The following is a 25,071-nucleotide window of genomic DNA, read 5'->3' as shown; positions in this document are numbered from 1 at the left end:
TACGGTGGGCTGGTTCGATCTTCGGAAATCACGGGGCAGTCGGGATGGGAGACCACCGCATGGCGCAGCAGGTACAAGGGGTCATCGCACCGGGGAAGAACGAGCCCGTTCGCGTCGAGACGATCCTGGTGCCGGACCCCGGCCCCGGCGAGGCCGTGGTCAGGATCCAGGCGTGCGGGGTCTGCCACACGGACCTGCACTACAAGCAGGGCGGCATCAACGACGACTTCCCCTTCCTGCTCGGCCACGAGGCCGCGGGCGTCGTGGAATCCGTCGGCGACGGTGTCACCGACGTCGCGCCGGGCGACTTCGTCGTCCTCAACTGGCGTGCGGTGTGCGGCCAGTGCCGCGCCTGTCTGCGCGGCCGCCCCTGGTACTGCTTCGACACCCACAACGCGAAGCAGAAGATGACCCTCCTGGACGGCACCGAGCTCTCCCCGGCACTCGGGATCGGCGCGTTCGCGGAGAAGACCCTCGTGGCCGCCGGCCAGTGCACCAAGGTCGACCCCGAGGTCTCCCCGGCCGTCGCCGGACTGCTCGGCTGCGGAGTCATGGCGGGCATCGGCGCCGCCATCAACACCGGCCAGGTCGGCCGCGGCGACTCCGTCGCCGTCATCGGCTGCGGCGGCGTCGGCGACGCGGCGATCGCCGGAGCCCGGCTCGCGGGAGCGGCGAGGATCATCGCGGTCGACATCGACGACCGCAAGCTGGAGACGGCGAAGAAGATGGGCGCCACCCACACCGTCAACTCCCGCTCCGGCGACCCCGTCGAGGCCATCCGCGCACTCACCGGCGGCAACGGTGCCGACGTGGTGATCGAGGCGGTGGGCCGCCCGGAGACGTACAAGCAGGCCTTCTACGCCCGTGACCTCGCCGGCACCGTCGTCCTCGTCGGTGTGCCCACGCCCGAGATGCAGCTCGAACTCCCGCTCCTCGACGTCTTCGGACGCGGCGGTTCGCTCAAGTCCTCCTGGTACGGCGACTGTCTGCCCTCGCGTGACTTCCCGATGCTCATCGACCTGCACCAGCAGGGACGCCTCGACCTGGGCGCGTTCGTCACCGAGACCATCCAGCTCGGTGAGATCGAGCAGGCCTTCGCCCGGATGCACGACGGTGACGTCCTGCGCTCGGTGGTGGTCCTCTGATGGCCGCCCGCATCGACCACCTGGTCACCTCCGGCACCTTCGCCCTCGACGGCGGTGAGTGGGACGTCGACAACAACGTCTGGATCCTCGGCGACGACACCGACGCCGTCGTCATCGACGCCGCCCACGACGCCGCCGCGATCGAGGCCGCGCTCGGCGGACGTACGCTGCGCGCGATCATCTGCACCCACGCGCACAACGACCACATCGACGCCGCCCCCGCCCTCGCCGACGCGACCGGGGCGCCGATCCTGCTGCACCCCGACGACCTCGAGCTGTGGAAGCAGACCCACCCCCACCGCACCCCCGACGCCGAACTGGCCGACGGCCAGGAGCTGGAGATCGCCGGAACGCGCCTGACGGTCATGCACACCCCGGGCCACGCGCCCGGCGCGGTCTGCCTCCACGCCCCGGAGCTGGCCACGGTCTTCACCGGCGACACCCTCTTCCAGGGCGGACCCGGAGCCACCGGCCGGTCCTTCTCCCACTTCCCCACGATCATCGACTCGATCAGGGACCGGCTGCTCGCCCTGCCGCCGGAGACCGCCGTCCGCACCGGACACGGGGGCTCCACCACCATCGGCGCGGAGGCCCCGCAGCTGGAGGACTGGATCGCACGCGGCCACTGACCTGGGCCTCCCGTCCGGAACAGGCGGGTCTCACCGGTCCGGCCACGCGGAGAGCCGTAGCCCGCTCTCGAAGCGGTGCGGCTCACCCGTGACCGGGTCGGTGAACTCCAGGGTCCTCGCGAGCAGTTGCAGCGGATGCCCGTAGTCCACGGGCTCCGGCTCGGGCTCCACCACCGGATAGACGGGATCGTTCACCAACGGCAGGTCCAGCGCGTTCATATGGACCCGAAGCTGATGGGTGCGGCCGGTCGCGGGCAGCAGCCGGTAACGGCCCAGGGCGCCCCGGTGCTCCAGCAGTTCGATCCGGCTCTCGCTGTTCGCGGCCCCCGGCTCCTCGCGCGCGGCGATGACCCCGCGCTCCTTCACGATCCGGCTCCGCACGGTGCGGGGGAGCGTGAGCTCCGGATCGTACGGAGCCACCGCCTCGTACTCCTTGCGCACCAGCCGGTCCCGGAACAGCGTCTGGTACGCGCCCCGGTCCCCGGCCCGTACGACACAGAGCACCAGGCCCGCCGTCAGCCGGTCCAGCCGGTGCGCGGGCTGCAGCTCCGGCAGCCCCAGTCCGTCGCGCAGCCGGGCGACCAGCGTCTCGGTGACATGCCGGCCGCGTGGGGTGGTGGCCAGGAAGTGCGGCTTGTCCGCGATCACCACGTGGTCGTCGCGGTACACGACACCGACGGGGAAGGGCACCGGCTCCTCGGGTGCGAAGTCCCGGTGGAACCAGAGATACCGCCCGGCGGTGCAAGGCTCGTCCGCCCGCACCGCACCGCCGTCCGCCCCGACGAACCTGCCCTCGGCGAGCATGGAATCCACCCGCCCGGCGCCGATCGCCCCCGCGAACCGGTCCAGCAGATGGTCCCGGACGGTCGGCCAGGCTCCCGCCGGATCCGCCGGGAGCCGCACCCGCACCGGACCCACGCCCGCACGCTGGGGGAGCGGGGCGGCGGGAGGCTTCGCCCGTCCTCTCATCGCGTCGGTCCTTGTCTCCGGAGGGGCGTACTCCGTGACCTTCCTGCGCATCAAAGAGTAGCCGGGAAAAGCGAGAACCCCCAGGGTGACCTGGGGGTTCTCTGCTGGTGTCCGAGGGGGGACTTGAACCCCCACGCCCGATAAAGGGCACTAGCACCTCAAGCTAGCGCGTCTGCCATTCCGCCACCCGGACAAGGTGTCTGTCTCGCGGGCCCTGGCCCGTTCCGACGTGGAAAACCATAGCAAACATTCGAGGGTGCTCGATCACGCCCCGGTCATGTGAAAGGCGCATGACGAGGGGCGCACGGTCTTGGGTGCGCGGGGCCCGGCGCGCGAGGATGAGGGGGAGCACCACCGCGACAGTGGAAGGAAGCAGCGTGAGCGAGACCAACACGGCCCGGGCCGGCATCGGCGAGACCGCCGAGAATGAGGTCGTGGACCTCTGTCGTGACCTGATCCGGATCGACACCAGCAATTACGGCGACCACTCCGGCCCCGGAGAACGGGCCGCCGCCGAGTACGTCGCCGAGAAGCTCGCCGAGGTCGGGCTCGAGCCGAAGATCATCGAGTCACACAAGGGCCGCGCCTCCACCGTGGCCCGGATCGAGGGCGAGGACCCCTCCAGGCCGGCGCTGCTGATCCACGGGCACACCGACGTCGTCCCGGCCAACGCGGCGGACTGGACGCACGACCCGTTCTCCGGCGAGATCGCGGACGGCTGCGTCTGGGGACGCGGCGCGGTCGACATGAAGGACATGGACGCGATGACCCTCGCGGTCGTACGCGACCGCATGCGCAGCGGCCGCAAGCCCCCGCGCGACATCGTGCTGGCCTTCCTCGCCGACGAGGAGGCGGGCGGCACCTACGGGGCACGCCACCTCGTCGACAACCACCGGGAGTTCTTCGACGGCGTCACCGAGGCGATCGGTGAGGTCGGCGGCTTCTCCTTCACCGTCAACGAGAACCTGCGTCTCTATCTGGTGGAGACCGCGCAGAAGGGCATGCACTGGATGCGGCTCACCGTGGACGGCACCGCCGGGCACGGCTCGATGACCAACAACGACAACGCCATCACCGAGCTCTGCGAGGCCGTCGGCCGGCTGGGCCGGCACAAGTGGCCGGTCCGGGTGACCAAGACCGTGCGGTCCTTCCTCGACGAGCTGTCCGACGCTCTGGGTACCCCGCTCGACCCGGAGGACATGGAGGCGACGCTCGCCAAGCTCGGCGGGATCGCCAAGATGGTGGGCGCCACCCTGCGGAACTCCGCCGCACCCACCATGCTCGGCGCCGGCTACAAGGTGAACGTGATCCCCGGACAGGCCACCGCGCACGTGGACGGACGCTTTCTGCCCGGTCACGAGGAGGAGTTCCTGGCCGATCTCGACCGGATCCTCGGCCCGCGGGTCAGGCGTGAGGACGTGCACGGCGACAAGGCGCTGGAGACGAGCTTCGACGGATCCCTGGTGGACGCGATCCAGCTCGCGCTCAAGGCCGAGGACCCGATCGCCCGTGCCGTGCCCTACATGCTGTCCGGCGGCACCGACGCGAAGTCCTTCGACGACCTCGGCATCCGCTGCTTCGGCTTCGCCCCGCTGAAGCTGCCGCCGGAGCTGGACTTCGCGGGCATGTTCCATGGAGTGGACGAGCGGGTGCCGGTGGACGGCCTGAAGTTCGGCGCCAGGGTGCTCGACCGGTTCATCGACCACTCCTGAGCCCGTCGGACGACCGAATTCGCCTGCCTGTGCGTATCTCACCGGAAAGGGTGAAAGGGGTCGTGTGCTCGTAGCCCCCTCACCCCCTCCTCGTTACAAGTGATGCGGTCCGCGGCTGGGACCGCACTTGTCAATCAGGAGGAATAATGATCAAGAAGGTCGTCGCAATCGCGGCTGCTACCGGTGGTCTCGTGCTCGCGGGTGCGGGTATGGCTTCCGCCGACGCCGGAGCCCAGGGTGCCGCCATCGGCAGCCCCGGCGTGCTCTCGGGCAACGTCGTTCAGGTCCCGGTCCACGTTCCGGTGAACGTGTGCGGCAACACGATCAACGTGATCGGGCTGCTGAACCCCGCCTTCGGCAACACCTGCGTCAACGCGTGACGATGCGCGTCAACCCGTAAGGGTTTGAGTCCGGTCGGCCTCGGGGTGCGCGCCATGCGCCCCGGGGCCGCTGGGCATTCGGCCCCCGCACGGCTGTGTCCGGGGCATTCGGTAGGCAGAAGTCAGGAAGACAACCTATGCGACAGGTCACACGTAAAGGCCTGATCACCATGGCAGCGGCGGGCGGAGTGCTCGCGCTCGGCGGCGGTTACGCCCACGCCGACGCGGGTGCGGCCGGCGCCGCGTCGAGTTCACCGGGAGTGCTCTCGGGGAACTCGATCCAGGTCCCGATCGATGTACCCGTCAACGTCTGCGGAAACTCCGTGGACGCCGGCGGTCTGCTCAACCCCACGAGCGGAAACGACTGCGGAAACGGATCTTCGGATTCCGGTCACGCGTACACCTCGGACGGCGGTTCCTCATCCGGTCACGGATCCGGGAGCCAGGCGTCCGGACACGAAGAGGTGAGCGACAGCGGGGCGGGGACCGGCAGGCACCGCGCCTCCGGTACCTCGGCCCGGGCGGAGACGAAGGGTTCCCCCGGGATCCTCTCCGGCAACCAGGTGCAGGCGCCGGTGGAGATCCCCCTGAACGTCTGCGGCAACAGCGTCACCGTCGGCGGGCTGCTCAACCCGGTCTTCGGCAACGACTGCGAGAACGACACGGGGACGGTCCCGCCTCCCGTCGTGCCGCAGACGCCGCACACCCCGGAGAAGCCGGCCACGCCGGACGCCCCTCCGGCTCCCGAGACGCAGCTGGTGGCGGGCGAGCAGCTCGCGCACACCGGCGGGGGCGGGCTCGACCTGCTCATCCCGGCAAGCGCGGGCCTGCTGCTCGCCGGTGCGGGCACGGTCCTGTACCGACGCTCGCGCAGCGCGGCATAGCGGTATCGCGACACACGACGAGCGGGTTCCGCACCGGCGGGACCCGCTCCGTCCTACCAGGTGGGCCGGAGCTGGCGGATGATGCGGCGGCGCAGCCGCACCCGGCGGCTGCCGTCACGGCGCAGCGTCAGCCGGTCCAACTCCCAGTGCCCGTACTCGGCATGGTCGGTCAGCAGGCGGGCCGCCTCCTTGCGGGACACCCCGCGCGGCACGTACACGTCGACAAATTCGTATTCCGGCATCGCATCTATTGTGCGGGCAGACCCCTGGTACGGATAGCGTCTGTCCTATGTCTGATGCTGCGCAGCCCACCGCTGCCGAGGTACGCGCCGCCGCCGATGCCGTCAAAACCGCGCTCGACCGCCACCTCCAGGCAGTCGAACGCCGTACCGGGGACGACGACCCCGCCGTCTACGACGCGTTCAACGCACTGGCCGCTGCGGCCGAGGTCTACGACGAACTGCTCTACGACCGCTACGACGAGGTCACCCCCTTCGAGATCCCTGCCGCGGAGGACTCCCTCCCGCCCTATGCGGGCCCTGAGGAGCCGCACGCCGTCAGCGTGCTGATCAGGCGCGACTACGCGGTGGCGGAACCCGCGCGGCTGCTCGCCCAGGCCCAGCGGCTCGCCGACCTCGATCCGGACGGACAGGACGTCGACGCCGGTACCGGGGCGACGGCCGGTGCCGGTGTGCACGCCGCGCTGGGAGTGGTCTTCGGCGAGTACGAGGCGGACGAAATCGCTTCCCGGCACAAGGAGTTCGGCCTGGAGGAGGGGGACTCAACCCTCTGGGTCTCCGCCGTGGACGAGCTGCCCGAGCCGGGGGAGTGGCTAGGGGCGCCCTTCGACGAGGCGGATCCCTCGATGGTGGTCTGCCGCTTCGACGTCAGCTCGGTCTTCGACGAGGAGGACGAGCTGGACGCGGACCTGGACGACGTCGTCCAGGGCCGCTCCTGATCGCACCGCATGCCGGCCCCGCACGGGGCCGGCATGATCCGGACGAGAGGCGGACCCTCTAAGAGGCGTCCGGGGTGGGCAGAGCCTCCAGCAGGGGGCGCAGGCGGGTCGTCCGCTCCTGGGCGGGGACCTCGGCCACCGCGCGCGGCAGGGCCTGGTCCACGCCGTGCACCACGGAGAGGTGCCGCTCCCCACGGCTGAAGGCCGTGTACACCCAGGGCCGGCTGAGTCCCTGCGTGGCGTCACCGGGCAGGACGACGACCGCCGCGGGCCAGCGCATCCCGGCCGCCTGGTGGGCGCTGAGGGCCCAACCGTGGCGTACGGAGGTCTCCACCCGGTCCTGCGGTACGACGACGGGTGTGCCCGCGCAGTCCAGGTGCAGGCCCTCGGCATCGGCCGAGACGACCGAGCCGGGCAGGGCCTTGCCCGGCGCCGGGACATGGACCACGCGGTCGCCGGGGTCGAAGCCGCCGAAGCGGCCCGGCCCGGGATTGAGCCGCTGCTTGAGCGCCGCGTTCAGCGCGGTCGTGCCCGCCGAGCCGCCGTGCCCGACCGTGATCACCTGGGTGTCGGAGGAGGGTACGCCGATGGCGCGCGGCACCGAGTCGGCGACCAGCTGCACCGTGCGGTGGACGGCCTCACCCGCGTCCCGGACGGGCACGATCACCACTTCCTTGCCGGGCGCCTCGACCTGGGCGAGCTCGCCGACGCCGATGCCTGAGACCAGCTCGCCGATCGGTCCGGGGTCGGGGGTGCGCGAGACCACGTGAGGGCAGGCGCCCGCCGCGATCACATCGGCGAACACCCGGCCCGCACCGGCCGATCCGAGCACTCCCGGGTCGCCGCTGAGGATCAGCCGCGTCCCGTCCGCGAGGGACTCCACCAGCATCGCGGCCGTCTCCACATCGATCTGCGGGGCGTCCAGCACCACCAGCACGTCGAGGGCGAACGCGCCGTCCGCGTCCCGTCCCGGCCCCTCCTCGCCGGAGAGCAGCGCGGAGAGCATGACGGCGGACCCCGGGTCACCGACCGCGGACGCCAGCCTGCGCTGCCCGTCCGCGCTGTGGGTGGTGCCCAGGGCACGCAGTCCGAGGCCGTGCGCGGCGGCGATCAGGGCGGCGGGCTCGGCCCGGGCGGTCTCGCCGCCGCTGTGGGTGACCAACCCCGCGGTCGCGGCCGCCCGGATCAGCTCGCCCGCGGACGGGGACGGGGCGGCGGCAGCGGCATCCGCCCAGTCGGCGCTCTTCTCGCAGGAGTTGACCAGCCGTGCCAGCCCGTCGGCAAGGCTCTCCTCGGCCAGGGCGTACCGGTCGAGGCCGAGCAGCACCCGCACCGGCTCCCTGCTCTCCGTGGCGTCCTCGGACGCCTCCAGAGCCTCTCCCGTCCCCTCCGGCTCCGTGGTGCCGGCCTCATCGGCGTCGTCGTCCTGGAAGACCAGCACGACGCCCTCGGCGACGGCCTGCTGGACCGCCTCCCCGGGATCGGTCACCCCGAACCCGGTCAGCGCCGTCCGCACCTCGTCGGCGTCCATCGCGGTGTGCCCCCGCAGCGCGGCCCGCTCCAGCAGCCAGCTCACCAGCGCCGCCGTGCGCCGCTCGTCGTCGGGGCCGCTTCCGGTGCCCAGCAGCGCCCGCGCGAAGCCGTCGGCCTGCTCGGGCCGCACGCCGGGCAGGGACAGCAGCTGCCAGGGGTCCTCCCGGAGGGCATCCGCCGCCCCTTCGCCGAGCGTCGCGGCGGCCGGGCGTGCCAGGCCCTCGGGGGCTCCGCCCTCGGCGAGCACCTCCGCGACCGAGGCGGCGGCCTCGGGCGACGCGGCCCGCGGGGCCGGCTGCTCCGGGGCGGGTGAGTGGCGGGCGGGCGCCGGGGCGGCGGGGGCCGCCCGGCGGGGCGCGGGAGCCGACGCGGGCGAGTCGAAGAAGGCGGTGCCCGGCTTCTCGCCGCTCTCCACCGCGCGCACCGCCGCGAGCAGGTCGGCGGCCGGGCCGCTCAGCTTCGTACCCGCTGGGATGGGGCCCTCCTTCCCGGCCTTGCGCTCTTCGATCCGCCCGCGCAGCTCGCGCTGTGCGGCGAGCTCCGCCTCGGCCTCCGACAGGGCGGGTGCCGCTGGTGCCCCGGGAGCCTGCTCCAGGTCCTGTGTGCCCTCCGTGCTCTCCGCGCTGTCGTCCGACCCCTCCGCGCCGCCCTCGTCGGGCGTGCCGGGCGTGTCGGCGGCCTGGGGAACGGAGTCCTCGACGGCCTCGTGGTCGTCGGCCGCGGGGTCCGGGGTCTCTCCCCGGGGATGCGCAGTCACAGCGTGCTCCAGTCCTGGTCGGGATAGCGGTGCACGGGCGCCGACACATCGTCGAGCGCCTGGCAGATCTCGTCAGGAAGACTAAGCGCCTCCACTGACAACGCCTCGGTCAGCTGCCGCGCGTTGCGCGCGCCGACGACGGGAGCCACCACCCCCGGCCGGTCCCGCACCCAGGCGAGCGCGACCTGGAGAGGCGTCGTGGCGAGGCCGTCGGCCGCCGTGGCCACCGCGTCCACGATCCTGCCCGCCGCCTCGTCGAGATACGGCTCGACGAACGGGGCCAGCTGCTCGGAGGCCCCCCGTGAGTCGGACGGGGTGCCCGTGCGGTACTTGCCGGTCAGCACGCCCCGGCCCAGCGGGGACGACGGCAGCAGCCCCACCCCGAGGTCCAGCGCCGCGGGCAGCACCTCCCGCTCGACGCCCCGCTGGAGCAGGGAGTACTCCATCTGCGTGCACGCCAGCCGGGTGCGCAGCCCGGGCGCGGCGAGCTGCCAGGTGGCCGCCTTGGCCAGCTGCCAGCCGCTGAAGTTGGACACTCCGGCATACCGGGCTCGCCCCGAGGACACCGCCAGGTCCAGCGCCTGCAGCGTCTCGTCCAGCGGTGTCACGGGATCGAAGGCGTGGATCTGCCACAGATCGACGTAGTCCGTCCCGAGCCGCCGCAGGGACGCGTCGAGCGCGGCGAGCAGATGCCCGCGCGATCCGTCGAAGCGGCGGTAGGGATCGGGCACGCTGCCCGCCTTGGTCGCGACGACCAGGTCCTGCCGAGGCACCAGATTGTCCAGAAGGCGCCCCAGCAGGTATTCGGCCTCCCCGCCGCCGTAGACATCGGCGGTGTCGACGAGGGTGCCGCCCGCGTCCCAGAAGGTCTTGAGCTGGTCCGCGGCGTCGTGTTCGTCGGTGTCCCGGCCCCATGTGAGGGTGCCCAGCCCGATCCTGGACACGCGAAGGCCGGTACGGCCGAGATGCCTCTGCTCCATGGGCGCTGAGATTACTGGCCAAGGCCCCACGGGGTGGAGCCCTGTGGACAACCGGGCTCCCGGGGGCGAGCCTGCCGGTTTCCGGCGCTCCGCGCTAGAGTCCCGGGCAGAGGAACGTTACTGATCAGTAGAGGGAGTGTGGCTATGCGGCTCGGCATCAATCTCGGTTACTGGGGTGCGGGGATGGACGGGGACAACCTCGCCGTCGCCCAGGAGGCCGACCGGCTCGGCTACGACGTCTGCTGGGCGGCCGAGGCGTACGGTTCCGATGTGCCGACCGTGCTCGCCTGGGTCGCGGCCCGGACGGAGTCCATCGACGTGGGCTCCGCGATCATGCAGATCCCGGCCCGGCAGCCCGCCATGACGGCGATGACGGCCGCCACCCTCGACTCGCTCTCCGGGGGCCGTTTCCGCCTCGGCCTCGGCGTCTCGGGGCCACAGGTCTCCGAGGGCTGGTACGGCGTCAAGTTCGACAAGCCGCTGGCACGCACCCGCGAGTACGTCGAGATCGTCCGCAAGGCGATGACCCGGGAGCGGCTGTCCTACGAGGGCGAGCACTGGACGCTGCCGCTGCCCGACGGCCCGGGCAAGCCCATCAAGCTGACCGTCCACCCGCAGCGCGAGCACATCCCGCTCTACATCGCCGCGATCGGCCCGAAGAACCTGGAGCAGACCGGCGAGATCGCCGACGGAGCCCTGCTGATCTTCCCCTCGGCCGACCACCTGGAGGAGACCGCGGTGAAGCACCTGCGGGCCGGGCGCGAGAAGGCCGGGAAGACCATGGACGGCTTCGACGTCTGTCCCACGCTGCCGCTCGCCGTCGGCGACGACATCAACGGCCTCGCCGACATGTTCCGGCCCTACACCGCGCTGTACGTCGGCGGCATGGGCAGCCGCAAGCAGAACTTCTACAACCAGCTCGCCCAGCGCATGGGCTACGAGAAGGAAGCCGCCGAGATCCAGGACAAGTACCTGTCCGGCGACAAGTCCGGCGCGGCGGCCGCCGTACCGCACCAGCTGATCGACCAGACCACGCTGCTCGGTTCGGTGGACCGGATCGCCGACCGGATGCAGGCGTACGCGGCGGCCGGCGTCACGACGCTGACCCTCGCGCCGGCAGGCTTCACGCTCGACGAGCGGCTCGCGGCCCTGCGCGCCGGGACCGACGCCCTGGAGCGCTCCGGCCTCGCCGCGTAAGACCGGGCGCAGCACTACGGCCGTGGTGGGGGCTCGGGGGGTCCTCCCCGCCACGGCCGTCACACGGACAACGCGCCGCGGGGCTGCCGGGTTACGCCCCGTACTCCTCCCGGGACGCCCGGGCAGGTCCGGCCGCCGCGGGGCGCCCGTTCGGCCCCGCCCGGCCCCGCTCGTGTTGCCTACCGACGCGTACCGAATTTGACTGTGCCTCTGCGTACACCGGTGCGAAAGGTGGCAGTGATGCTCTCGGCAAAGAGCCTGTTCCAGGAGATCCTCGACAACGACGAGTCGTTCCGGCTGTTCTGCTCGATCGCCGCCGGCGGGGAGACGCAGGGGGGCTGGGAGAACGGACGCATCGCCGCGCTCGTCCCCCCGGGACTGCGTGAGATGGCACCCAAGGTCACCCGGCACGGTGCCGACGAGGACAAGCACGGCCGGATCTTCAACGCCCTGCTGAAGCAGCGCGGACTCCAGCCCGTGACGGTGCCCTCCGAGACCGACTACACCCTCCTGCTGGAACGCCGGGGAATCGGTCTCGCCCACGACCGGCTCAGCCGTGAGGAACCGCTCACCGAACGGGACGTCATCGTCTACCTGGCCCACAGCAGGGTCACCGAACAGCGGGCCTCCGAGCAGATGCGCCTCCTGCTCAAGCACTTCGCCGGGCACCCCGTCCTGGGCCGCGCGGTGAGGATGATCTCGCGGGACGAGGACAGCCATCTCGCGTACTGCCACGAGGAACTCCTCCGCTTCGCCCGGGCCGGCCACGGCCGGACCATCCAGTCCGTCCTGCGGGAGTGCGCCCAGGCGGAGATCCGGGTGTACCGCGATGTCAGCCTGGCGGTGATGGGCCACATGGGCGCCGTGCTGGGCTGGCCCCGCGCCAAGTCCGCCGTACTCGTCGCGGGCATCCACGCGATGCACGCCTACGAGCGGCTGGTGGGCTGGCGGCGCATGGTGAGCCTCGAACAGCCGGCGGTGCGCGACGCGCTGGGCGGACCTGCCGTACCCGAGACCGAGTACGCGTGAGCCCCGGCGCTACATCCAGCCCCGGCGCTTGAACAGCCGGTACAGCCCGACGACCGCGAGGCCCATCAGCACGATCACCGCCGGGTACGTCCACGGCCAGTCGAGTTCCGGCATGTGGCGGAAGTTCATCCCGTAGATTCCGGCCACCATGGTAGGCACAGCGGCCATGGCGGCCCACGCCGAGATCTTTCGCATGTCGTCGTTCTGCCGGACGCCGACCTGAGCCAGATGCGCCGACAGAATGTCCGAAAGCAGCCGGTCGAGCCCCTCCACATGCTCGACGGCCCGCGTCAGATGGTCGTTCACGTCCCGGAAGAACGGCTGGGAACCGGTGTCGACGAACGGCACGCCCGCGCTCGACAGCCGCGCCATCGGTGCGCTCAGCGGGTTGGTCGCCCGGCGGAACTCGAGTACCTGCCGCTTGAACGTGTAGATGCTCGCCGCCGTGTTCTTGGAGTCCGCGGACCCGGTCGGGGCGAAGACCTGGGCCTCCAGCTCCTCCAGGTCGACCTGGAGCTCCGCGGCGACCTCGATGTAGTGGTCCACCACCTCGTCGCTGACCGCGTAGAGCACCGACGTGGGCCCGTGCCTGAGGACCTCCGGCTCGGCCTCCAGCCGGCGCCGCACCGCCGAGAGGGGCGCGCCCTCGCCGTGCCGCACCGTCACCACGAAGGAATCCCCGATGAACAGCATCAGCTCACCGGCGCTCACGGTGTCGCTCTCCTGCTCGTAGACCACCGGCTTGATGACGACGAACAGCGAGTCGTCGTAGATCTCCAGCTTCGGCCGCTGATGGGCGCGAAGGGCGTCCTCCACCGCCAGCGGATGCAGCCCGAACTCGCTGCTGACGAGGTCGAACTCCTTCTCCGTCGGCTCGTGCAGCCCGATCCAGACGAAGGCGTCCCCGGTCGCGCGTGCCTCGTCGAGGGCATCGGAGAAGTCGGCGGGGCCCTCGGTCCGGCGCCCGTCCCGGTAGATTCCGCAGTCGACGATCACCCGCGCATTCTTCCCTGCCGCGCAGGGTTCACGCACCTCTACCCTGGCGGGTATGCCCACGCTCATCCTCGTCCGTCACGGACGCTCGACCGCCAACACCTCCGGAGTGCTCGCGGGCCGGACCCCCGGGGTCTCCCTCGACGAACGCGGTGCCGAACAGGCCGCCGCGCTCCCCGGACGGCTGTCCGCCCTCACGCTCGTGGCCGCTGTCAGCAGCCCGCTGCAGCGCTGCCGCGAGACCCTCCAGCCGCTGCTCGACGCCCGCCCGGACCTCCCGCTGCACACCGAGGACCGGATCAGTGAATGCGACTACGGGGACTGGTCGGGGCGCAAGCTCGCCGAACTCTCCGACGAACCGCTGATGAGGGTCGTCCAGCAGCACCCCTCGGGCGCCGCCTTCCCCGGCGGTGAGTCCATGCGGGCGATGCAGGCCCGGGCCGTCGACGCCGTCCGGGACTGGAACGCCCGTACGGAGGCGGAACACGGCGAGGACGCCACGTATGTGATGTGCTCGCACGGCGACATCATCAAGGCCCTCGTCGCCGACGCGCTCGGCATGCATCTCGACCTCTTCCAGCGCATCCACGCCGACCCGTGCTCCGTCACCGCGATCCGCTACACGGGGCTGCGTCCCTTCCTCCTCCGCCTCGGCGACACCGGCGACTTCGCGTCCCTGGCACCACGTGAACAGGCCATCGGGGCCGACGCGGCAGGGGAGAAGGCAACGGATGCGGCCGTCGGGGGCGGCGCTGGGGCACCGTGATCGCTCCGCGCAGTAGGGTGGACGCGCCGTAGAGGCCTTGTGGGACATCCCGCGGGGCCCCCGGTGCCGCCCCCATCCGCCATCACATTCTCAAGGGAGACAGGACGTGTCCCGTCAGGTGTTCCTCTACGACCCTCCGGACCGTTTCGTGGCCGGTACGGTCGGGCTGCCTGGCCGCCGTACGTTTTTCCTGCAGGCATCCTCGCGGGGACGGGTCACGAGCGTGGCCCTGGAGAAGACACAGGTAGCCGCGCTGGCCGAACGGATCGACGAGCTCCTCGACGAGGTCGTCCGGCGGACCGGCGGCAATTCACCGGTGCCCGCCGTGGCCCCCACGGACGTCGCGGACAGCGCGCCCCTCGACGCCCCCGTCGAGGAGGAGTTCAGGGTCGGCACGATGGCACTCGCCTGGGACGGCGAGGAGCAGCGCATGATCGTCGAGGCACAGGCGCTCGTCGAACTGGACGCCGACTCCGAGGACGACCTCGCCGAGGCCGAGGAAAAGCTCCTGCAGGACGAGGAGAACGGCCCGCCGATGCTGCGCGTCCGGCTGAGCGGCGCTCAGGCACGGGCGTTCGCCAAGCGCGCGCTGGACGTCGTGAACGCGGGCCGCCCGCCCTGCCCGCTGTGCAGCCTCCCTCTCGATCCGGAAGGACACGTATGCCCGCGCCAGAACGGATACCGTCGCGGGGCCTGACGGAGGAGGGACTGCGCACCCTCCTCGCCGAGGGGGAGCTCACGGTCCTCGGCCAGGTCAGGGGCGCGTCCAACGCGGTGCTCCGGTGCACGGTCGCGTACGAGGGCGAGGAACGCCCCTGCGTCTACAAGCCGGTCGCCGGCGAGCAGCCGCTTTGGGACTTCCCTGACGGCACGCTCGCCCAGCGCGAGGTCGCCGCGTACGAGATCTCCGAGGCCACCGGCTGGGGGCTCGTGCCGCCGACGGTGCTGCGGGAGGGCCCGTACGGCGAGGGGATGTGCCAGCTGTGGATCGAGGCGGAGCCCGACGACGGGGGCGCCGAGGCGCCCGCCCACGGCCTGCCGCCCCTGCTCGCGCTCGTCGAGGAGGAGGAGCCGGGGGACGGCTGGAAGGCCGTCGGTCTCGCCCAGGTGGGGGAGGGGAGGACGGCACTGCTGGTGCACGCCGACGATCCCCGGCTGCGCAGGCTCGCGGTCCTGGACGCGGTGATCAACAACGGTGACCGCAAGGGCGGGCACCTGCTGCCCGCACCCGGCGGCCGGCTGTACGGCATCGACCACGGCGTGACCTTCAACGCGGACGACAAGCTGCGCACCCTGTTCTGGGGCTGGGCGGGCGAACCGCTGACGGCGGAAGCAGCCGAGGTGCTCGACCGGCTGTCCGCCGTCCTGGAACCGGGCGCGGTGCTGGCCACCCGGTTGGGGGAACTGATCACCGCGGCGGAGATCGAGGCCCTGCGCGGCCGGGTGGAGAGCCTCCGCAAGTCCGGCCGCCACCCACAGCCGAGCGGTGACTGGCCGGCGATCCCGTGGCCGCCCCTATGACGCCCCCACCGCTGGGCCGGCCCGGGCCCGCGACCCGCCCGCCGCGCCATGCGGGCCCGGGGCGGCGTGCCGGTTCGGGAAGGGGCGGGTAGAGGAATTCCGCCCGCCGCGCAAGACCGCCTCTTCGGCCACGATCTGCCATCCGGTTCGTATCCGGAAGCATCATCCGGTTACGCTCATGACATGCATGCCTGGCCCGCTTCTGAGGTCCCCGCCCTGCCTGGCAAGGGCCGCGACCTTCGGATCCACGACACCGCGACCGGCGGACGGATCACCCTTGACCCCGGTCCCGTCGCCCGCATATACGTCTGCGGCATCACGCCGTACGACGCGACCCACATGGGTCATGCGGCGACCTACAACGCGTTCGACCTCGTTCAACGCGTGTGGCTCGACACCAAGCGGCAGGTTCACTACGTCCAGAACGTGACCGACGTGGATGATCCGCTGCTGGAGCGGGCCGTACGCGACGGCGAGGACTGGACCGAGCTCGCGGAACGCGAGACGGCCCTCTTCCGGGAGGACATGACCGCCCTTCGCATGCTCCCCCCGAAGCACTACATCGGGGCGGTCGAGGCGATACCCGGCATCGTCCCGCTCGTGGAACGCCTCCGTGACGCGGGCGCAGCCTACGAACTCGACGGCGACGTGTACTTCTCCGTCGAGTGCGACCCGCACTTCGGCGAGGTCTCGGGCCTGGACGCCGAGACCATGCGGCTGCTCTCCGCCGAGCGCGGCGGTGACCCGGAGCGCCCCGGCAAGAAGAACCCCCTCGACCCGATGCTCTGGATGGCCGCCCGCGAGGGCGAGCCGAGCTGGGACGGCGCCTCCCTCGGGCGTGGCAGGCCCGGCTGGCACATCGAGTGTGTCGCCATCGCGCTCGACCACCTCGGGATGAGCTTCGACGTGCAGGGAGGCGGCTCGGATCTCGCCTTCCCGCACCACGAGATGGGCGCCTCGCACGCCCAGGCGCTGACCGGTGAACACCCCTTCGCCCGCGCCTACGTACACGCCGGCATGGTCGCCCTGAACGGCGAGAAGATGTCCAAGTCCAAGGGCAACCTCGTCTTCGTGTCGGCACTGCGCCGGGACGACGTGGACCCCGCGGCGATCAGGCTCGCCCTCCTCGCGCACCACTACCGCTCCGACTGGGAGTGGACCGACCAGGTGCTCGCCGATGCCGTCGAGCGTCTCGCCCGGTGGCGTGCGGCCGTCTCCCGGCCCGACGGACTCTCCGGCGACGCCCTGGTCGAGGAGGTGCGGGAGGCCCTGGCCGACGACCTGGACGCCCCGGCCGCACTCGCCGCCGTGGACCGCTGGGCCGCCGCACAGAGCTCGGACGGCGGCACGGACGAGGGCGCGCCCGGGCTCGTCTCGCGCACGGTCGACGCCCTGCTGGGTGTCGCGCTCTGACCTCTGCCCACTGACCGCCGAACGGCCCCGGACTTCGCGAGAGATCGACGAGGTCCGGGGCCGTTCCCTTTCGGGAGGCGTGGTCAGCCGTCCGAGGAGTCCTCGTCCGGCCCGGCCGGCGGCGGGTCCTCCGGTGCGTCGCCCCCGTCGGCGTCCTTCGGCCCGCCCTTGCCCTTCTCCGGGAGCTCCGGGCGCTGCGGCTTCGGCGGCCGCGTACGACCGCTGGAGGTGTCCCGCAGGTAGGAGGCGTCCCCGCTCTCGGTGGCACGGCCGCCCGGTGCCTGGCCGGGACCGCCGATGTCCCTGCGACGCAGATACCGCTCGAACTCGCGGGCGATGGCCTCGCCGGACGCCTCGGGGAGCTCGGCGGTGTCCCGCGCCTCCTCCAGCGTCTGCACGTACTCCGCGACCTCGCTGTCCTCGGCGGCCAGCTGATCGACCCCGAGCTGCCAGGCACGGGCGTCCTCGGGCAGTTCGCCCAACGGGATCCGCATCCCGAGCAGATCCTCGAGACGGTTCAGGAGAGCCAGGGTCGCTTTCGGGTTCGGCGGCTGCGACACATAGTGCGGAACCGCCGCCCACAGGCTCACCGCGGGCACTCCCGCATGCGTGCAGGCCTCCTGGAGGATGCCCACGATGCCGGTCGGCCCCTCGTACCGTGTCTCCTCCAGATCCATGGTCCTCGCCAGGTCCGGATCCGAGGTGACCCCGCTGACGGGCACCGGCCTGGTGTGCGGGGTGTCGCCGAGCAGCGCCCCCAGGATGACCACCATCTCGACGCCCAGCTCATGGGCGAAGCCCAGGATCTCGTTGCAGTACGAACGCCAGCGCATGGAGGGTTCGATGCCACGGACCAGCACCAGATCACGGGGCTTCTCGCCGCCGACCCGGACCACGGAGAGCCGTGTGGTGGGCCAGGTGATCTTGCGTGTCCCACCGTCCAGCCACACCGTGGGCCGGTTGACCTGGAAGTCGTAGTAGTCCTCGGCGTCGAGCGCCGCGAAGACCTCGCCCTTCCACTCCCGGTCCAGATGCTCGACCGCTGTGGAGGCGGCGTCACCGGCGTCGTTCCAGCCCTCGAACGCGGCCACCATGACCGGGTCGATCAGCTCGGGTACCCCCTCGAGCTCGATCACCCAGGCCTCCTTCCGAAGTTCCCTTGTGTACGGACCAACCTTACGGCTTCCGCCCTGTTCTGCCGCAGCCGTTTGCACGCGGAGCTGAAGCGTGCAAACTCTTGATTCATCCGAGCTGTGCCAATGAAAATTGATCAAACTTGGTACGGACCCTGGACCGCGGGGCCTTCGGGAGGTTATACATCGGATGACCATGCAAAGATCCGATGTTATTCCCCTGGGGGCGCACATGAGTCTGACCGTCATGGATTTCGAGGTCGACGACATCCGGTTTCCCACCTCGGAACAGCTGGACGGCTCGGACGCCATGAACCCCGACCCCGACTACTCCGCCGCCTATGTCGTCCTGCGTACGGACGGGGCGGGCGTGGAGGGGCACGGCTTCTGCTTCACCATCGGCCGGGGCAACGATGTCATGGCCGCGGCCATCGAGGCGCTCCGGTCCTACGTCGTGGGACGCCCCGCCCCGCGCACCGCCGCGGACCTCGCCGCCCTGTACCACGGGCTCACGCACGACTCCCAGCTGCGCTGGCTCGGCCCGGAGAAGGGCGTGATGCACATGGCGGCCGGAGCCGTCGTCAACGCGGCCTGGGACCTCGCGGCGAAACTGGCGGGGAAGCCCGTCTGGCAGTTCCTCGCGGGGATGACCCCGGAGGAGCTCGTCTCCCTCGTCGACTTCCGCTACCTCAGCGACGCCCTCACCCCGCAGGAGGCGCTCGGCATCCTCCGCGCCGCCGAGCCGGGCCGCGCCGAGCGCGCCGGGAGGCTGCTGGCCGAGGGCTATCCGGCGTACACCACGTCGCCGGGCTGGCTGGGATACGACGACGAGAAGCTCGTGCGCCTGGCCAAGGAGGCCGTCGCGGACGGGTTCACCCAGATCAAGCTGAAGGTCGGCGGTGATATGGACGACGACATCCGCAGACTCACGCTCGCCCGCCAGGCCGTGGGCCCCGGCATCCGGATCGCCGTCGACGCCAACCAGCGCTGGGACGTCGCCGACGCCGTGGAGTGGATGAACGCGCTCGCCCCGTACGACCCGTACTGGATCGAGGAGCCGACCAGCCCCGACGACGTGCTCGGTCACGCCGCCATCCGTGCCGGGCAGCCCGTCAAGGTCGCCACCGGCGAACACATCGCCAACCGGGTCGTGTTCAAGCAGCTGCTCCAGGCCGGCGCGGTCGACTTCGTCCAGATCGACGCCGCACGCGTCGCCGGGGTCAACGAGAACCTCGCGGTCCTGCTGCTCGCCGCCAAGTTCGGCGTCCCGGTCTGCCCGCACGCCGGCGGCGTCGGGCTGTGCGAACTGGTCCAGCACCTCTCCATGTTCGACTACGTCGCGGTCTCCGGCAGCTGGGAGGACCGTGTCATCGAATACGTCGACCATCTCCACGAGCACTTCGCCGACCCGGCCGTCGTGGAGAACGGCCGCTATGTCACCCCCCGGGGACCGGGCTTCTCGGCCCGGATGCTCCCCGCCTCGATCGCCGCACACCGCTACCCCCAGGGCCTCGTCTGGCAGGCCCCCCGCACACCCGAGGAGACCGACCGATGACCGGTACGCAGGATTTCGAGGGACTGTCCGCCCTGGTGACGGGCGGCGCATCCGGTATCGGGGCCGCCGTGGCGACCCTGCTGCTCGCCCGGGGGGCGCGCGTCGCCGTACTCGACCTCGATCCCAAGGGCGCCCCTGAGGGGGCACTCGCTCTCGAGGCCGATGTCACCGACGACGACGCCGTGCGGAACGCCGTCGAACGCGCCGCCGCGGAGCTGGGCGGCCTGCACACCCTGGTGTCCAACGCGGGGATCGGCTCGATCGGCACCGTCGAGGACAACGCCGACGCGGAATGGACCCGCGTACTGGACATCAACGTGCTGGGCATGGTCCGCACCGCCCGCCACGCGCTGCCGCATCTGCGCCGCGCCGCCGCCGTGCGGCCGGGCGCCGTGTCGATCACCCAGACCTGCTCCATCGCCGCGACCGCCGGGCTGCCGCAGCGCGCGCTCTACAGCGCGAGCAAGGGCGCCGTGCTCTCCCTCACCCTCGCTATGGCCGCCGACCACGTCCGCGAGGGGATCAGGGTCAACTGCGTCAATCCCGGCACCGCCGACACCCCCTGGATCGGCCGGCTGCTCGGCCAGGCCGAGGACCCGACCGCCGAACGCGCCGCCCTCGACGCCCGCCAGCCGCTGGGCAGGCTGGTCTCCGCCGACGAGGTGGCGGCCGCGATCGGCTATCTCGCCAGTCCCGCCGCAGCCTCCGTGACGGGCACCGCACTGGCCGTCGACGGCGGAATGCAGGGCCTGCGCCTGCGCCCCGCCGACAGCTGACCGCAAGGGGACGGCCCTGGGGCCTGTGGGCCCTGCCCGTCGTACCACCCGCAACCCAGCACATGCCAACGGATCTCCGAGCCGGTACTCCACAAAGGAACGGGACACCAATGAGAGTGCGTACGACGAGTGCGGCGGCCTGCACCGTACTGCTGGCCGTCACCGCCCTCGCGGGCTGCAACCGCGAGGGTGCGGACGACGGCGCGGGCGGCGGGAAGGTCGGCATCGACCTGCCGCGCAGCGACAGCGACTTCTGGAACTCCTACCAGAACTACGTCGAGAAGGGGGTCAAGGGCGGCGAGGTGGAGGCGCTGCCCCTGACCAACTCGCAGAACGACATCGGCAAGCTGGTCGCCAACGTCCAGACCTTCAGCGACCAGGGTGCCGAGGCCGTGGTGATGGCCCCGCAGGACACCGGTGCGATAGCCGAGTCGCTCAGCAGTCTGAACGAGAAGAAGATCCCGGTCGTCAGCGTCGACACCCGCCCCGACAAGGGCGACGTCTACATGGTGGTGCGGGCCGACAACAAGGCGTACGGGACCAACGCCTGCAAGTACCTCGGCGAGCAGCTGAAGGGCAAGGGCAAGGTCGTCGAGTTCCAGGGCGACCTCTCCTCGATCAACGGCCGTGACCGGTCCGAGGCCTTCAAGGCCTGCATGGACAAGGACTTCCCGGACATCGAGGTGTTCGAGCTCGCCACCGACTGGAAGGGCGACGTCGCCTCCGCGAAGCTCCAGTCGACACTGGCCGCGCACCCCGACATCAACGGCATCTACATGCAGGCGGGCGGCGTCTTCCTGCAGCCGACCCTCGCGCTCCTGGAGCAGAAGAAGCTGCTGAAGCCCGCCGGTTCGCCGGGCCACATCACCATCATCTCCAACGACGGCATCCCGGAGGAGTTCGACGCCATCAAGGCCGGGAAGATCGACGCGACGATCTCCCAGCCCGCCGACCTGTACGCGAAGTACGCGCTGTACTACGCCCGGGCGGCGCTGGACGGGAAGACCTTCGAGGAGGGTCCGACCGACCACGACTCCACCGTCATCAAGATTCCGAACGGCCTGGAGGACCAGCTCCCCGCGCCGCTGGTGACCAAGGACAACGTCGACGACCCGAAACTGTGGGCCAATCAGCTGGAGAAGAAGAAGTAGCCATGGACCAGGCACCTCCACCTGCCGTACAGGCGGAAGGCGTTGTCAAACGCTTCGGACCGACCGTCGCTCTGGACGGGGTGAAGCTCACCGTGCAGCCGGGTGAGTCGCATGCCCTCGTCGGCCGCAACGGCGCGGGCAAGTCGACCCTGGTCAGTGTCCTCACCGGACTCCACAGGGCGGACGCGGGCACGGTCACGTTCGGCGGGGAGCCCGCGCCCGCCTTCGGGGACACCACGGCCTGGCAGTCGAAGGTCGCCTGCGTCTACCAGAAGTCCATGATCGTCCCCGATCTGACCGTCGCGGAGAACCTCTTCCTCAACCGGTTCGACGACAAAGCCCGCTGGATCAGCTGGGGGCGGCTGCGCAGGCGCGCTGAGCAGCTACTCGCCGACTACGGCGTTCAGGTCGACCCGAACACCCGGGCGCGCGACCTCGCCGTCGAGCAGCGGCAGTTCGTCGAGATCGCCCGCGCGCTGTCCTTCGGTGCACGGCTGATCATCCTCGACGAGCCGACCGCCCAGCTCGACGCCCGGGGCATCGGACGGCTCTTCGACAAGCTCCGGGAACTGCGGAGCCAGGGAGTGGCTTTCCTCTTCATCTCCCACCATCTGCAGGAGGTGTACGAGCTCTGCACCGCGGTCACCGTCTACCGCGACGCCTGCCACGTCCTCACCGCCCCGGTGGCCGATGTGGCGAAGACGGAGCTGGTGGCGGCGATGACGGGCGAGAAGTCCGCAGGCGCCGTCGCCTGGCACGCCGCCGGCACCGCCACGTCACCCGACGCATCGGTGGAGCCTGTCCTGCGCACCGAGGGGCTCACCCTGGAGGGCCGGTTCGAACCGCTGGATCTCCAGGTGCGCCCCGGCGAGGTGCTCGGCCTGGCCGGCTCCGCGGCCAGTGGCAACACCGCACTGGGCGAGGTCCTGGCCGGCATGCGCAAGGCAGACGGCGGCACGGTCCGGGTGCACGGCGAGGCCGTGCGTTCGGGAAGCGTGCCGCACGCCCTGGCCGCCGGGATCGGCTACATCCCCGAGGACCGGCACGATCAGGGCCTGGTCGTGCAACGCAGCGTCGCCGAGAACGCGACCCTCACGGTCACCGATCAGCTCGGCCCCTGGGGGACCGTACTGCCCTCCCGTACGCGGGAGTTCGCCCGGTCCATGATCGAGTCGCTGGACATCAAGACCCAGGGGCCCGAACAGCCCGTCTCCGGGCTCTCCGGCGGCAACCAGCAGAAGGTGGTCGTCGCCCGCGCACTGGCCCGCAGACCCAGCGTGCTGGTGGCGGTCCGGCCGACCGCGGGGGTGGACGTCAAGTCCAAGGACTCGCTCCTCGGGGTCGTCAGGAAGGTCGCCGAAGAGGGCAGTGCCGCAGTCGTCGTCTCGGACGAGCTGGACGATCTGCGGGTCTGCGACCGGGTGCTCGCCCTGTTCCACGGGCGCGTGGTCGCCACGTTCGCAAGCGGGTGGACCGACGGGGAACTCGTCGCCGCCATGGAAGGTGTGGGGGAGAGGGAATGACCGGCACGATACGGCCGTCCACGGCCGACGACCTCAACGGGACAGCGAAGGGCGACGAGAGCCCGCTGAGCCGGCTCAAGCTGATCCGGTGGAGCGACTTCTCGCTGGTACCGGTGATCCTGGTGCTGATGGTGATCGGCTTCATCGTCTCGCCGGTCTTCCTCACCTCGGACAACCTGATCAGCGTCGTCCAGCAGTCCTCCGAGCTCAGCCTGCTGGTCCTGGGCCAGGCGCTGATTCTGATCTGCGGGCGGATGGACCTGTCGCTGGAGTCGACGATCGGCATCGCGCCCGTCGTCGCCATGTGGCTGGTCCTGCCCTCCGAGGGCGGCCGCTTCGCCGGTCTCGGGGCGCTCCCGACGTGGACGGCGATCCCGCTCTGTCTGCTGGTCGGCCTCGCCATCGGGGCGATCAACGGCTTCCTGATGCTGAGACTGCGGGTCAACGGCTTCATCGCCACGCTGGGCATGCTGACCATGCTGCGCGGACTTCACATCGGCATCACCGAGGGCAAGTCCATCACCGACGTCCCGGAGTCCTTCCGCTACCTCGGCAAGACCTCGTGGCTCGGTGCGCCCGCCGCGGTCTGGATCTGCCTGGTGCTCTTCGCGGTCGGCGGCGCGGCCCTGGCCTGGCTGCGGCACGGACGCTCGCTGTACGCGATCGGCGGCAACCCGGAAGCGGCCCGCGCCGCCGGAATCAGGGTCGACCGGGTCACCTGGACCGTGCTCGCCATCGGCAGTCTGCTGGCGGCCTTCGCGGGCATCCTCTACACCGGCCACTACGGTGCGGTCGCCGCGACGCAGGGCAACGGCTGGATCTTCCAGGTGTTCGCCGCGGCGGTCATCGGCGGCATCAGCCTCAAGGGCGGCCGCGGCACCCTGTTCGGTGCGCTGACCGGCGTACTGACGCTTCAGCTGGTGGTCAACGTGATGACCCTGGGCGGCGTCCCGGCCCTCTGGAACCAGTTCCTCAACGGCGCGATCATCATCGTCGCCCTGGTCATCTCCCGCTTCGCGAGCGGGGAGAAGCAGGACTGAGCGCCGAGGCCCGGGGGTGCGGCCCCCGGGCCGATACGTCTACAGCGTCGACCGCAGCCACTGTTCCACGCTAGCCACATGCACCGTGGCCCAGGACCGGGCCGCCTCCGCGTCCCGGTCCCGCAGCGCGGCCAGAATCGCCCGGTGCTCACGCAGGGTGCGGCCGACCGCGTCCTCCTGGGTCAGCCCGCGCCACACCCTGGCCCGGGTGGTCGGGCCCGACAGGCCGTCCAGCAGGGAGCACAGCACGGAATTGCCGCACGTCTGGACGATGCCCCGGTGGAACTCCAGATCGCCTGCGACCAGCTCCTCCACCGAGGGCTCGGGGCCCAGGGCGTCCAGTTGGGCGTCAAGGGCGTCCAGCTGCTCCTCCGTGATGCGCAGGGCCGCCATCCCCGTGGCGGCCGGCTCCAGGATCCGGCGTACCGCGAAGAACTCCAGCACCGTGTCGTCGCGGTGGAAGTCCACCACGAAACTGAGCGCCTCCAGGAGCAGCTGCGGGTCCAGGCTGGTGACGTAGGTGCCGTCGCCCTGACGGACGTCGAGGATCCGGATCAGCGACAGCGCGCGCACCGCCTCGCGCAGCGAGTTGCGTGACAGGCCCAGCTCGGCCGCGAGTTCGCTCTCCTTGGGAAGCCGGTCTCCCGGGGCCAGGGCACCTGAGACGATCATTCCCTTGATCTTCTCGATCGCTTCATCGGTGACGGCCATAGGGGGCCTCCTCGCACACAAGACATCCGATGTATGTCCTCCATTATGCGGCCCGCAACCGGCGCCGTGCCCCCGCCCGGTCACAGGCCCCGTGTCCGCGATCAGCAGGCCGCCGGACCCCGCCGCGAGCCCGGGGAGTTGAGGCCGGTCGCCGAACCGTGCCGGACCCGCGGGGGACCGGCGTACGGACGCGCCACGGTAACGAAGGGGGGGGGGGGCCCCCCCGCCCCCCCCCCGGTTACCCACCGCCCCGCGCCGCGCCCCCCCCCCGAGAAAACGCGACCCCAGCCCCCGGCGGCACCGCGGCGCCGGCCCC

24 protein-coding genes and 1 tRNA gene are annotated in these 25,071 nt (G+C 71.2%); 17 read left to right on the top strand and 8 right to left on the bottom strand.

Going from position 1 to position 25,071, the window contains the following annotated elements:
* Positions 1–59: 59 nt before the first annotated feature.
* The gene (locus tag ACIREO_RS17990; protein WP_404110699.1) at positions 60–1,145 is read left to right on the top strand and encodes an S-(hydroxymethyl)mycothiol dehydrogenase; all 1,086 of its coding nucleotides are present in this window, start codon (positions 60–62) and stop codon (positions 1,143–1,145) included.
* Positions 1,145–1,774: an MBL fold metallo-hydrolase gene (locus ACIREO_RS17985; protein WP_404110697.1), complete on the top strand. Its 630-nt coding sequence runs from the start codon at positions 1,145–1,147 to the stop codon at positions 1,772–1,774. Before ACIREO_RS17990 ends, ACIREO_RS17985 begins: the two co-directional genes overlap by 1 nt.
* 30 nt (positions 1,775–1,804) lie before the next feature.
* Here the strand turns inward: ACIREO_RS17985 and ACIREO_RS17980 are convergent, their stop codons facing one another.
* Together ACIREO_RS17980 and ACIREO_RS17975 are read right to left on the bottom strand one after the other, a co-directional pair.
* The gene (locus ACIREO_RS17980; RefSeq protein ID WP_404110694.1) at positions 1,805–2,743 is read right to left on the bottom strand and encodes a pseudouridine synthase; all 939 of its coding nucleotides are present in this window, start codon (positions 2,741–2,743) and stop codon (positions 1,805–1,807) included.
* A 105-nt stretch (positions 2,744–2,848) separates the two neighbouring features.
* A tRNA-Leu gene (locus ACIREO_RS17975) sits at positions 2,849–2,936 on the bottom strand.
* 184 nt (positions 2,937–3,120) lie between these two features.
* Here ACIREO_RS17975 and ACIREO_RS17970 point away from each other — a divergent pair.
* The 3 genes from ACIREO_RS17970 to ACIREO_RS17960 all read left to right on the top strand — a co-directional run bounded on the left by ACIREO_RS17970 (position 3,121) and on the right by ACIREO_RS17960 (position 5,719).
* Positions 3,121–4,455, top strand: a complete 1,335-nt coding sequence (locus ACIREO_RS17970) for a M20/M25/M40 family metallo-hydrolase (protein WP_404110692.1) — start codon at positions 3,121–3,123, stop codon at positions 4,453–4,455.
* Between the two features lie 146 nt (positions 4,456–4,601).
* The gene (gene chpH, locus ACIREO_RS17965; RefSeq protein ID WP_351283273.1) at positions 4,602–4,835 is read left to right on the top strand and encodes a chaplin ChpH; all 234 of its coding nucleotides are present in this window, start codon (positions 4,602–4,604) and stop codon (positions 4,833–4,835) included.
* A gap of 137 nt (positions 4,836–4,972) precedes the next feature.
* A complete protein-coding gene (locus ACIREO_RS17960) occupies positions 4,973–5,719 on the top strand; it encodes a chaplin (RefSeq protein ID WP_404110689.1) in 747 nt (248 codons plus the stop codon).
* Positions 5,720–5,772: 53 nt separating this feature from the next.
* Here the strand turns inward: ACIREO_RS17960 and ACIREO_RS17955 are convergent, their stop codons facing one another.
* On the bottom strand, positions 5,773–5,961 hold the full coding sequence (locus ACIREO_RS17955; protein ID WP_362889366.1) for a DUF5703 family protein: 189 nt from the start codon (positions 5,959–5,961) through the stop codon (positions 5,773–5,775).
* A 47-nt stretch (positions 5,962–6,008) separates the two neighbouring features.
* Between ACIREO_RS17955 and ACIREO_RS17950 the strand changes: the two genes are divergently transcribed.
* Positions 6,009–6,677, top strand: a complete 669-nt coding sequence (locus tag ACIREO_RS17950) for a hypothetical protein (RefSeq protein ID WP_404110685.1) — start codon at positions 6,009–6,011, stop codon at positions 6,675–6,677.
* 58 nt (positions 6,678–6,735) lie between these two features.
* On the opposite strand, the gene ACIREO_RS17945 is transcribed toward ACIREO_RS17950, so the two are convergent.
* Both ACIREO_RS17945 and ACIREO_RS17940 read right to left on the bottom strand, forming a co-directional pair.
* Positions 6,736–8,967, bottom strand: coding sequence for a helix-hairpin-helix domain-containing protein (locus ACIREO_RS17945; RefSeq protein WP_404110682.1), 2,232 nt, complete (start codon positions 8,965–8,967; stop codon positions 6,736–6,738).
* Positions 8,964–9,947 (bottom strand): aldo/keto reductase, encoded by a 984-nt coding sequence (locus ACIREO_RS17940; protein ID WP_404110679.1) that lies wholly within the window; start codon positions 9,945–9,947, stop codon positions 8,964–8,966. Before ACIREO_RS17940 ends, ACIREO_RS17945 begins: the two co-directional genes overlap by 4 nt.
* Positions 9,948–10,091: 144 nt before the next feature.
* Between ACIREO_RS17940 and ACIREO_RS17935 the strand changes: the two genes are divergently transcribed.
* Positions 10,092–11,144 carry an LLM class F420-dependent oxidoreductase gene (locus ACIREO_RS17935; RefSeq protein ID WP_404110676.1) on the top strand — a complete coding sequence of 351 codons (1,053 nt, stop codon included), beginning with the start codon at positions 10,092–10,094 and terminating at the stop codon, positions 11,142–11,144.
* Positions 11,145–11,384: 240 nt separating this feature from the next.
* Complete coding sequence (locus ACIREO_RS17930) at positions 11,385–12,173, top strand: ferritin-like domain-containing protein (RefSeq protein ID WP_404110673.1); 789 nt, start codon at positions 11,385–11,387, stop codon at positions 12,171–12,173.
* Between the two features lie 9 nt (positions 12,174–12,182).
* On the opposite strand, the gene corA is transcribed toward ACIREO_RS17930, so the two are convergent.
* Positions 12,183–13,169, bottom strand: a complete 987-nt coding sequence (corA, locus tag ACIREO_RS17925) for a magnesium/cobalt transporter CorA (RefSeq protein ID WP_404110671.1) — start codon at positions 13,167–13,169, stop codon at positions 12,183–12,185.
* 52 nt (positions 13,170–13,221) lie between these two features.
* On the opposite strand from corA, the gene ACIREO_RS17920 reads away from it, so the two are divergent.
* The 4 genes from ACIREO_RS17920 (at position 13,222) to mshC (ending at position 16,866) form a co-directional block, all read left to right on the top strand.
* Positions 13,222–13,932: a histidine phosphatase family protein gene (locus ACIREO_RS17920; RefSeq protein WP_404110668.1), complete on the top strand. Its 711-nt coding sequence runs from the start codon at positions 13,222–13,224 to the stop codon at positions 13,930–13,932.
* Between the two features lie 106 nt (positions 13,933–14,038).
* Positions 14,039–14,629 carry a DUF3090 domain-containing protein gene (locus tag ACIREO_RS17915; protein WP_404110666.1) on the top strand — a complete coding sequence of 197 codons (591 nt, stop codon included), beginning with the start codon at positions 14,039–14,041 and terminating at the stop codon, positions 14,627–14,629.
* Positions 14,593–15,453: an SCO1664 family protein gene (locus ACIREO_RS17910; protein WP_404110663.1), complete on the top strand. Its 861-nt coding sequence runs from the start codon at positions 14,593–14,595 to the stop codon at positions 15,451–15,453. The genes ACIREO_RS17915 and ACIREO_RS17910 overlap by 37 nt, the downstream gene beginning before the upstream one ends.
* Before the next feature lie 183 nt (positions 15,454–15,636).
* Positions 15,637–16,866 (top strand): cysteine--1-D-myo-inosityl 2-amino-2-deoxy-alpha-D-glucopyranoside ligase, encoded by a 1,230-nt coding sequence (mshC, locus tag ACIREO_RS17905; RefSeq protein WP_404110661.1) that lies wholly within the window; start codon positions 15,637–15,639, stop codon positions 16,864–16,866.
* An 83-nt stretch (positions 16,867–16,949) separates the two neighbouring features.
* Here the strand turns inward: mshC and ACIREO_RS17900 are convergent, their stop codons facing one another.
* Positions 16,950–18,002 (bottom strand): PAC2 family protein, encoded by a 1,053-nt coding sequence (locus ACIREO_RS17900; protein WP_404110659.1) that lies wholly within the window; start codon positions 18,000–18,002, stop codon positions 16,950–16,952.
* A 229-nt stretch (positions 18,003–18,231) separates the two neighbouring features.
* Here ACIREO_RS17900 and ACIREO_RS17895 point away from each other — a divergent pair, with 229 nt between their 5' ends.
* From ACIREO_RS17895 to ACIREO_RS17875, 5 genes are all read left to right on the top strand, one after another.
* Positions 18,232–19,554 (top strand): L-fuconate dehydratase, encoded by a 1,323-nt coding sequence (locus ACIREO_RS17895; RefSeq protein WP_404110656.1) that lies wholly within the window; start codon positions 18,232–18,234, stop codon positions 19,552–19,554.
* Positions 19,551–20,330, top strand: a complete 780-nt coding sequence (locus tag ACIREO_RS17890) for an SDR family NAD(P)-dependent oxidoreductase (protein ID WP_404110653.1) — start codon at positions 19,551–19,553, stop codon at positions 20,328–20,330. The genes ACIREO_RS17895 and ACIREO_RS17890 overlap by 4 nt, the downstream gene beginning before the upstream one ends.
* Positions 20,331–20,440: 110 nt before the next feature.
* Positions 20,441–21,481, top strand: coding sequence for a sugar ABC transporter substrate-binding protein (locus tag ACIREO_RS17885; protein WP_404110651.1), 1,041 nt, complete (start codon positions 20,441–20,443; stop codon positions 21,479–21,481).
* Positions 21,482–21,483: 2 nt separating this feature from the next.
* A complete protein-coding gene (locus ACIREO_RS17880; RefSeq protein ID WP_404110648.1) occupies positions 21,484–23,004 on the top strand; it encodes a sugar ABC transporter ATP-binding protein in 1,521 nt (506 codons plus the stop codon).
* Positions 23,001–24,044, top strand: coding sequence for an ABC transporter permease (locus ACIREO_RS17875; protein WP_404110646.1), 1,044 nt, complete (start codon positions 23,001–23,003; stop codon positions 24,042–24,044). The genes ACIREO_RS17880 and ACIREO_RS17875 overlap by 4 nt, the downstream gene beginning before the upstream one ends.
* 39 nt (positions 24,045–24,083) lie before the next feature.
* Here ACIREO_RS17875 and ACIREO_RS17870 read toward each other — a convergent pair whose 3' ends face one another.
* Positions 24,084–24,755, bottom strand: coding sequence for a FadR/GntR family transcriptional regulator (locus ACIREO_RS17870; protein ID WP_404110643.1), 672 nt, complete (start codon positions 24,753–24,755; stop codon positions 24,084–24,086).
* Positions 24,756–25,071 lie beyond the last annotated feature (316 nt).

Source organism: Streptomyces sp. NPDC102441 (genome assembly GCF_044765585.1).
Taxonomy (GTDB): Bacteria; Actinomycetota; Actinomycetes; order Streptomycetales; family Streptomycetaceae; genus Streptomyces.
The sequence above is the reverse complement of the archived record's forward strand: the minus strand, read 5'-3'. Positions and strand labels throughout refer to the sequence as shown.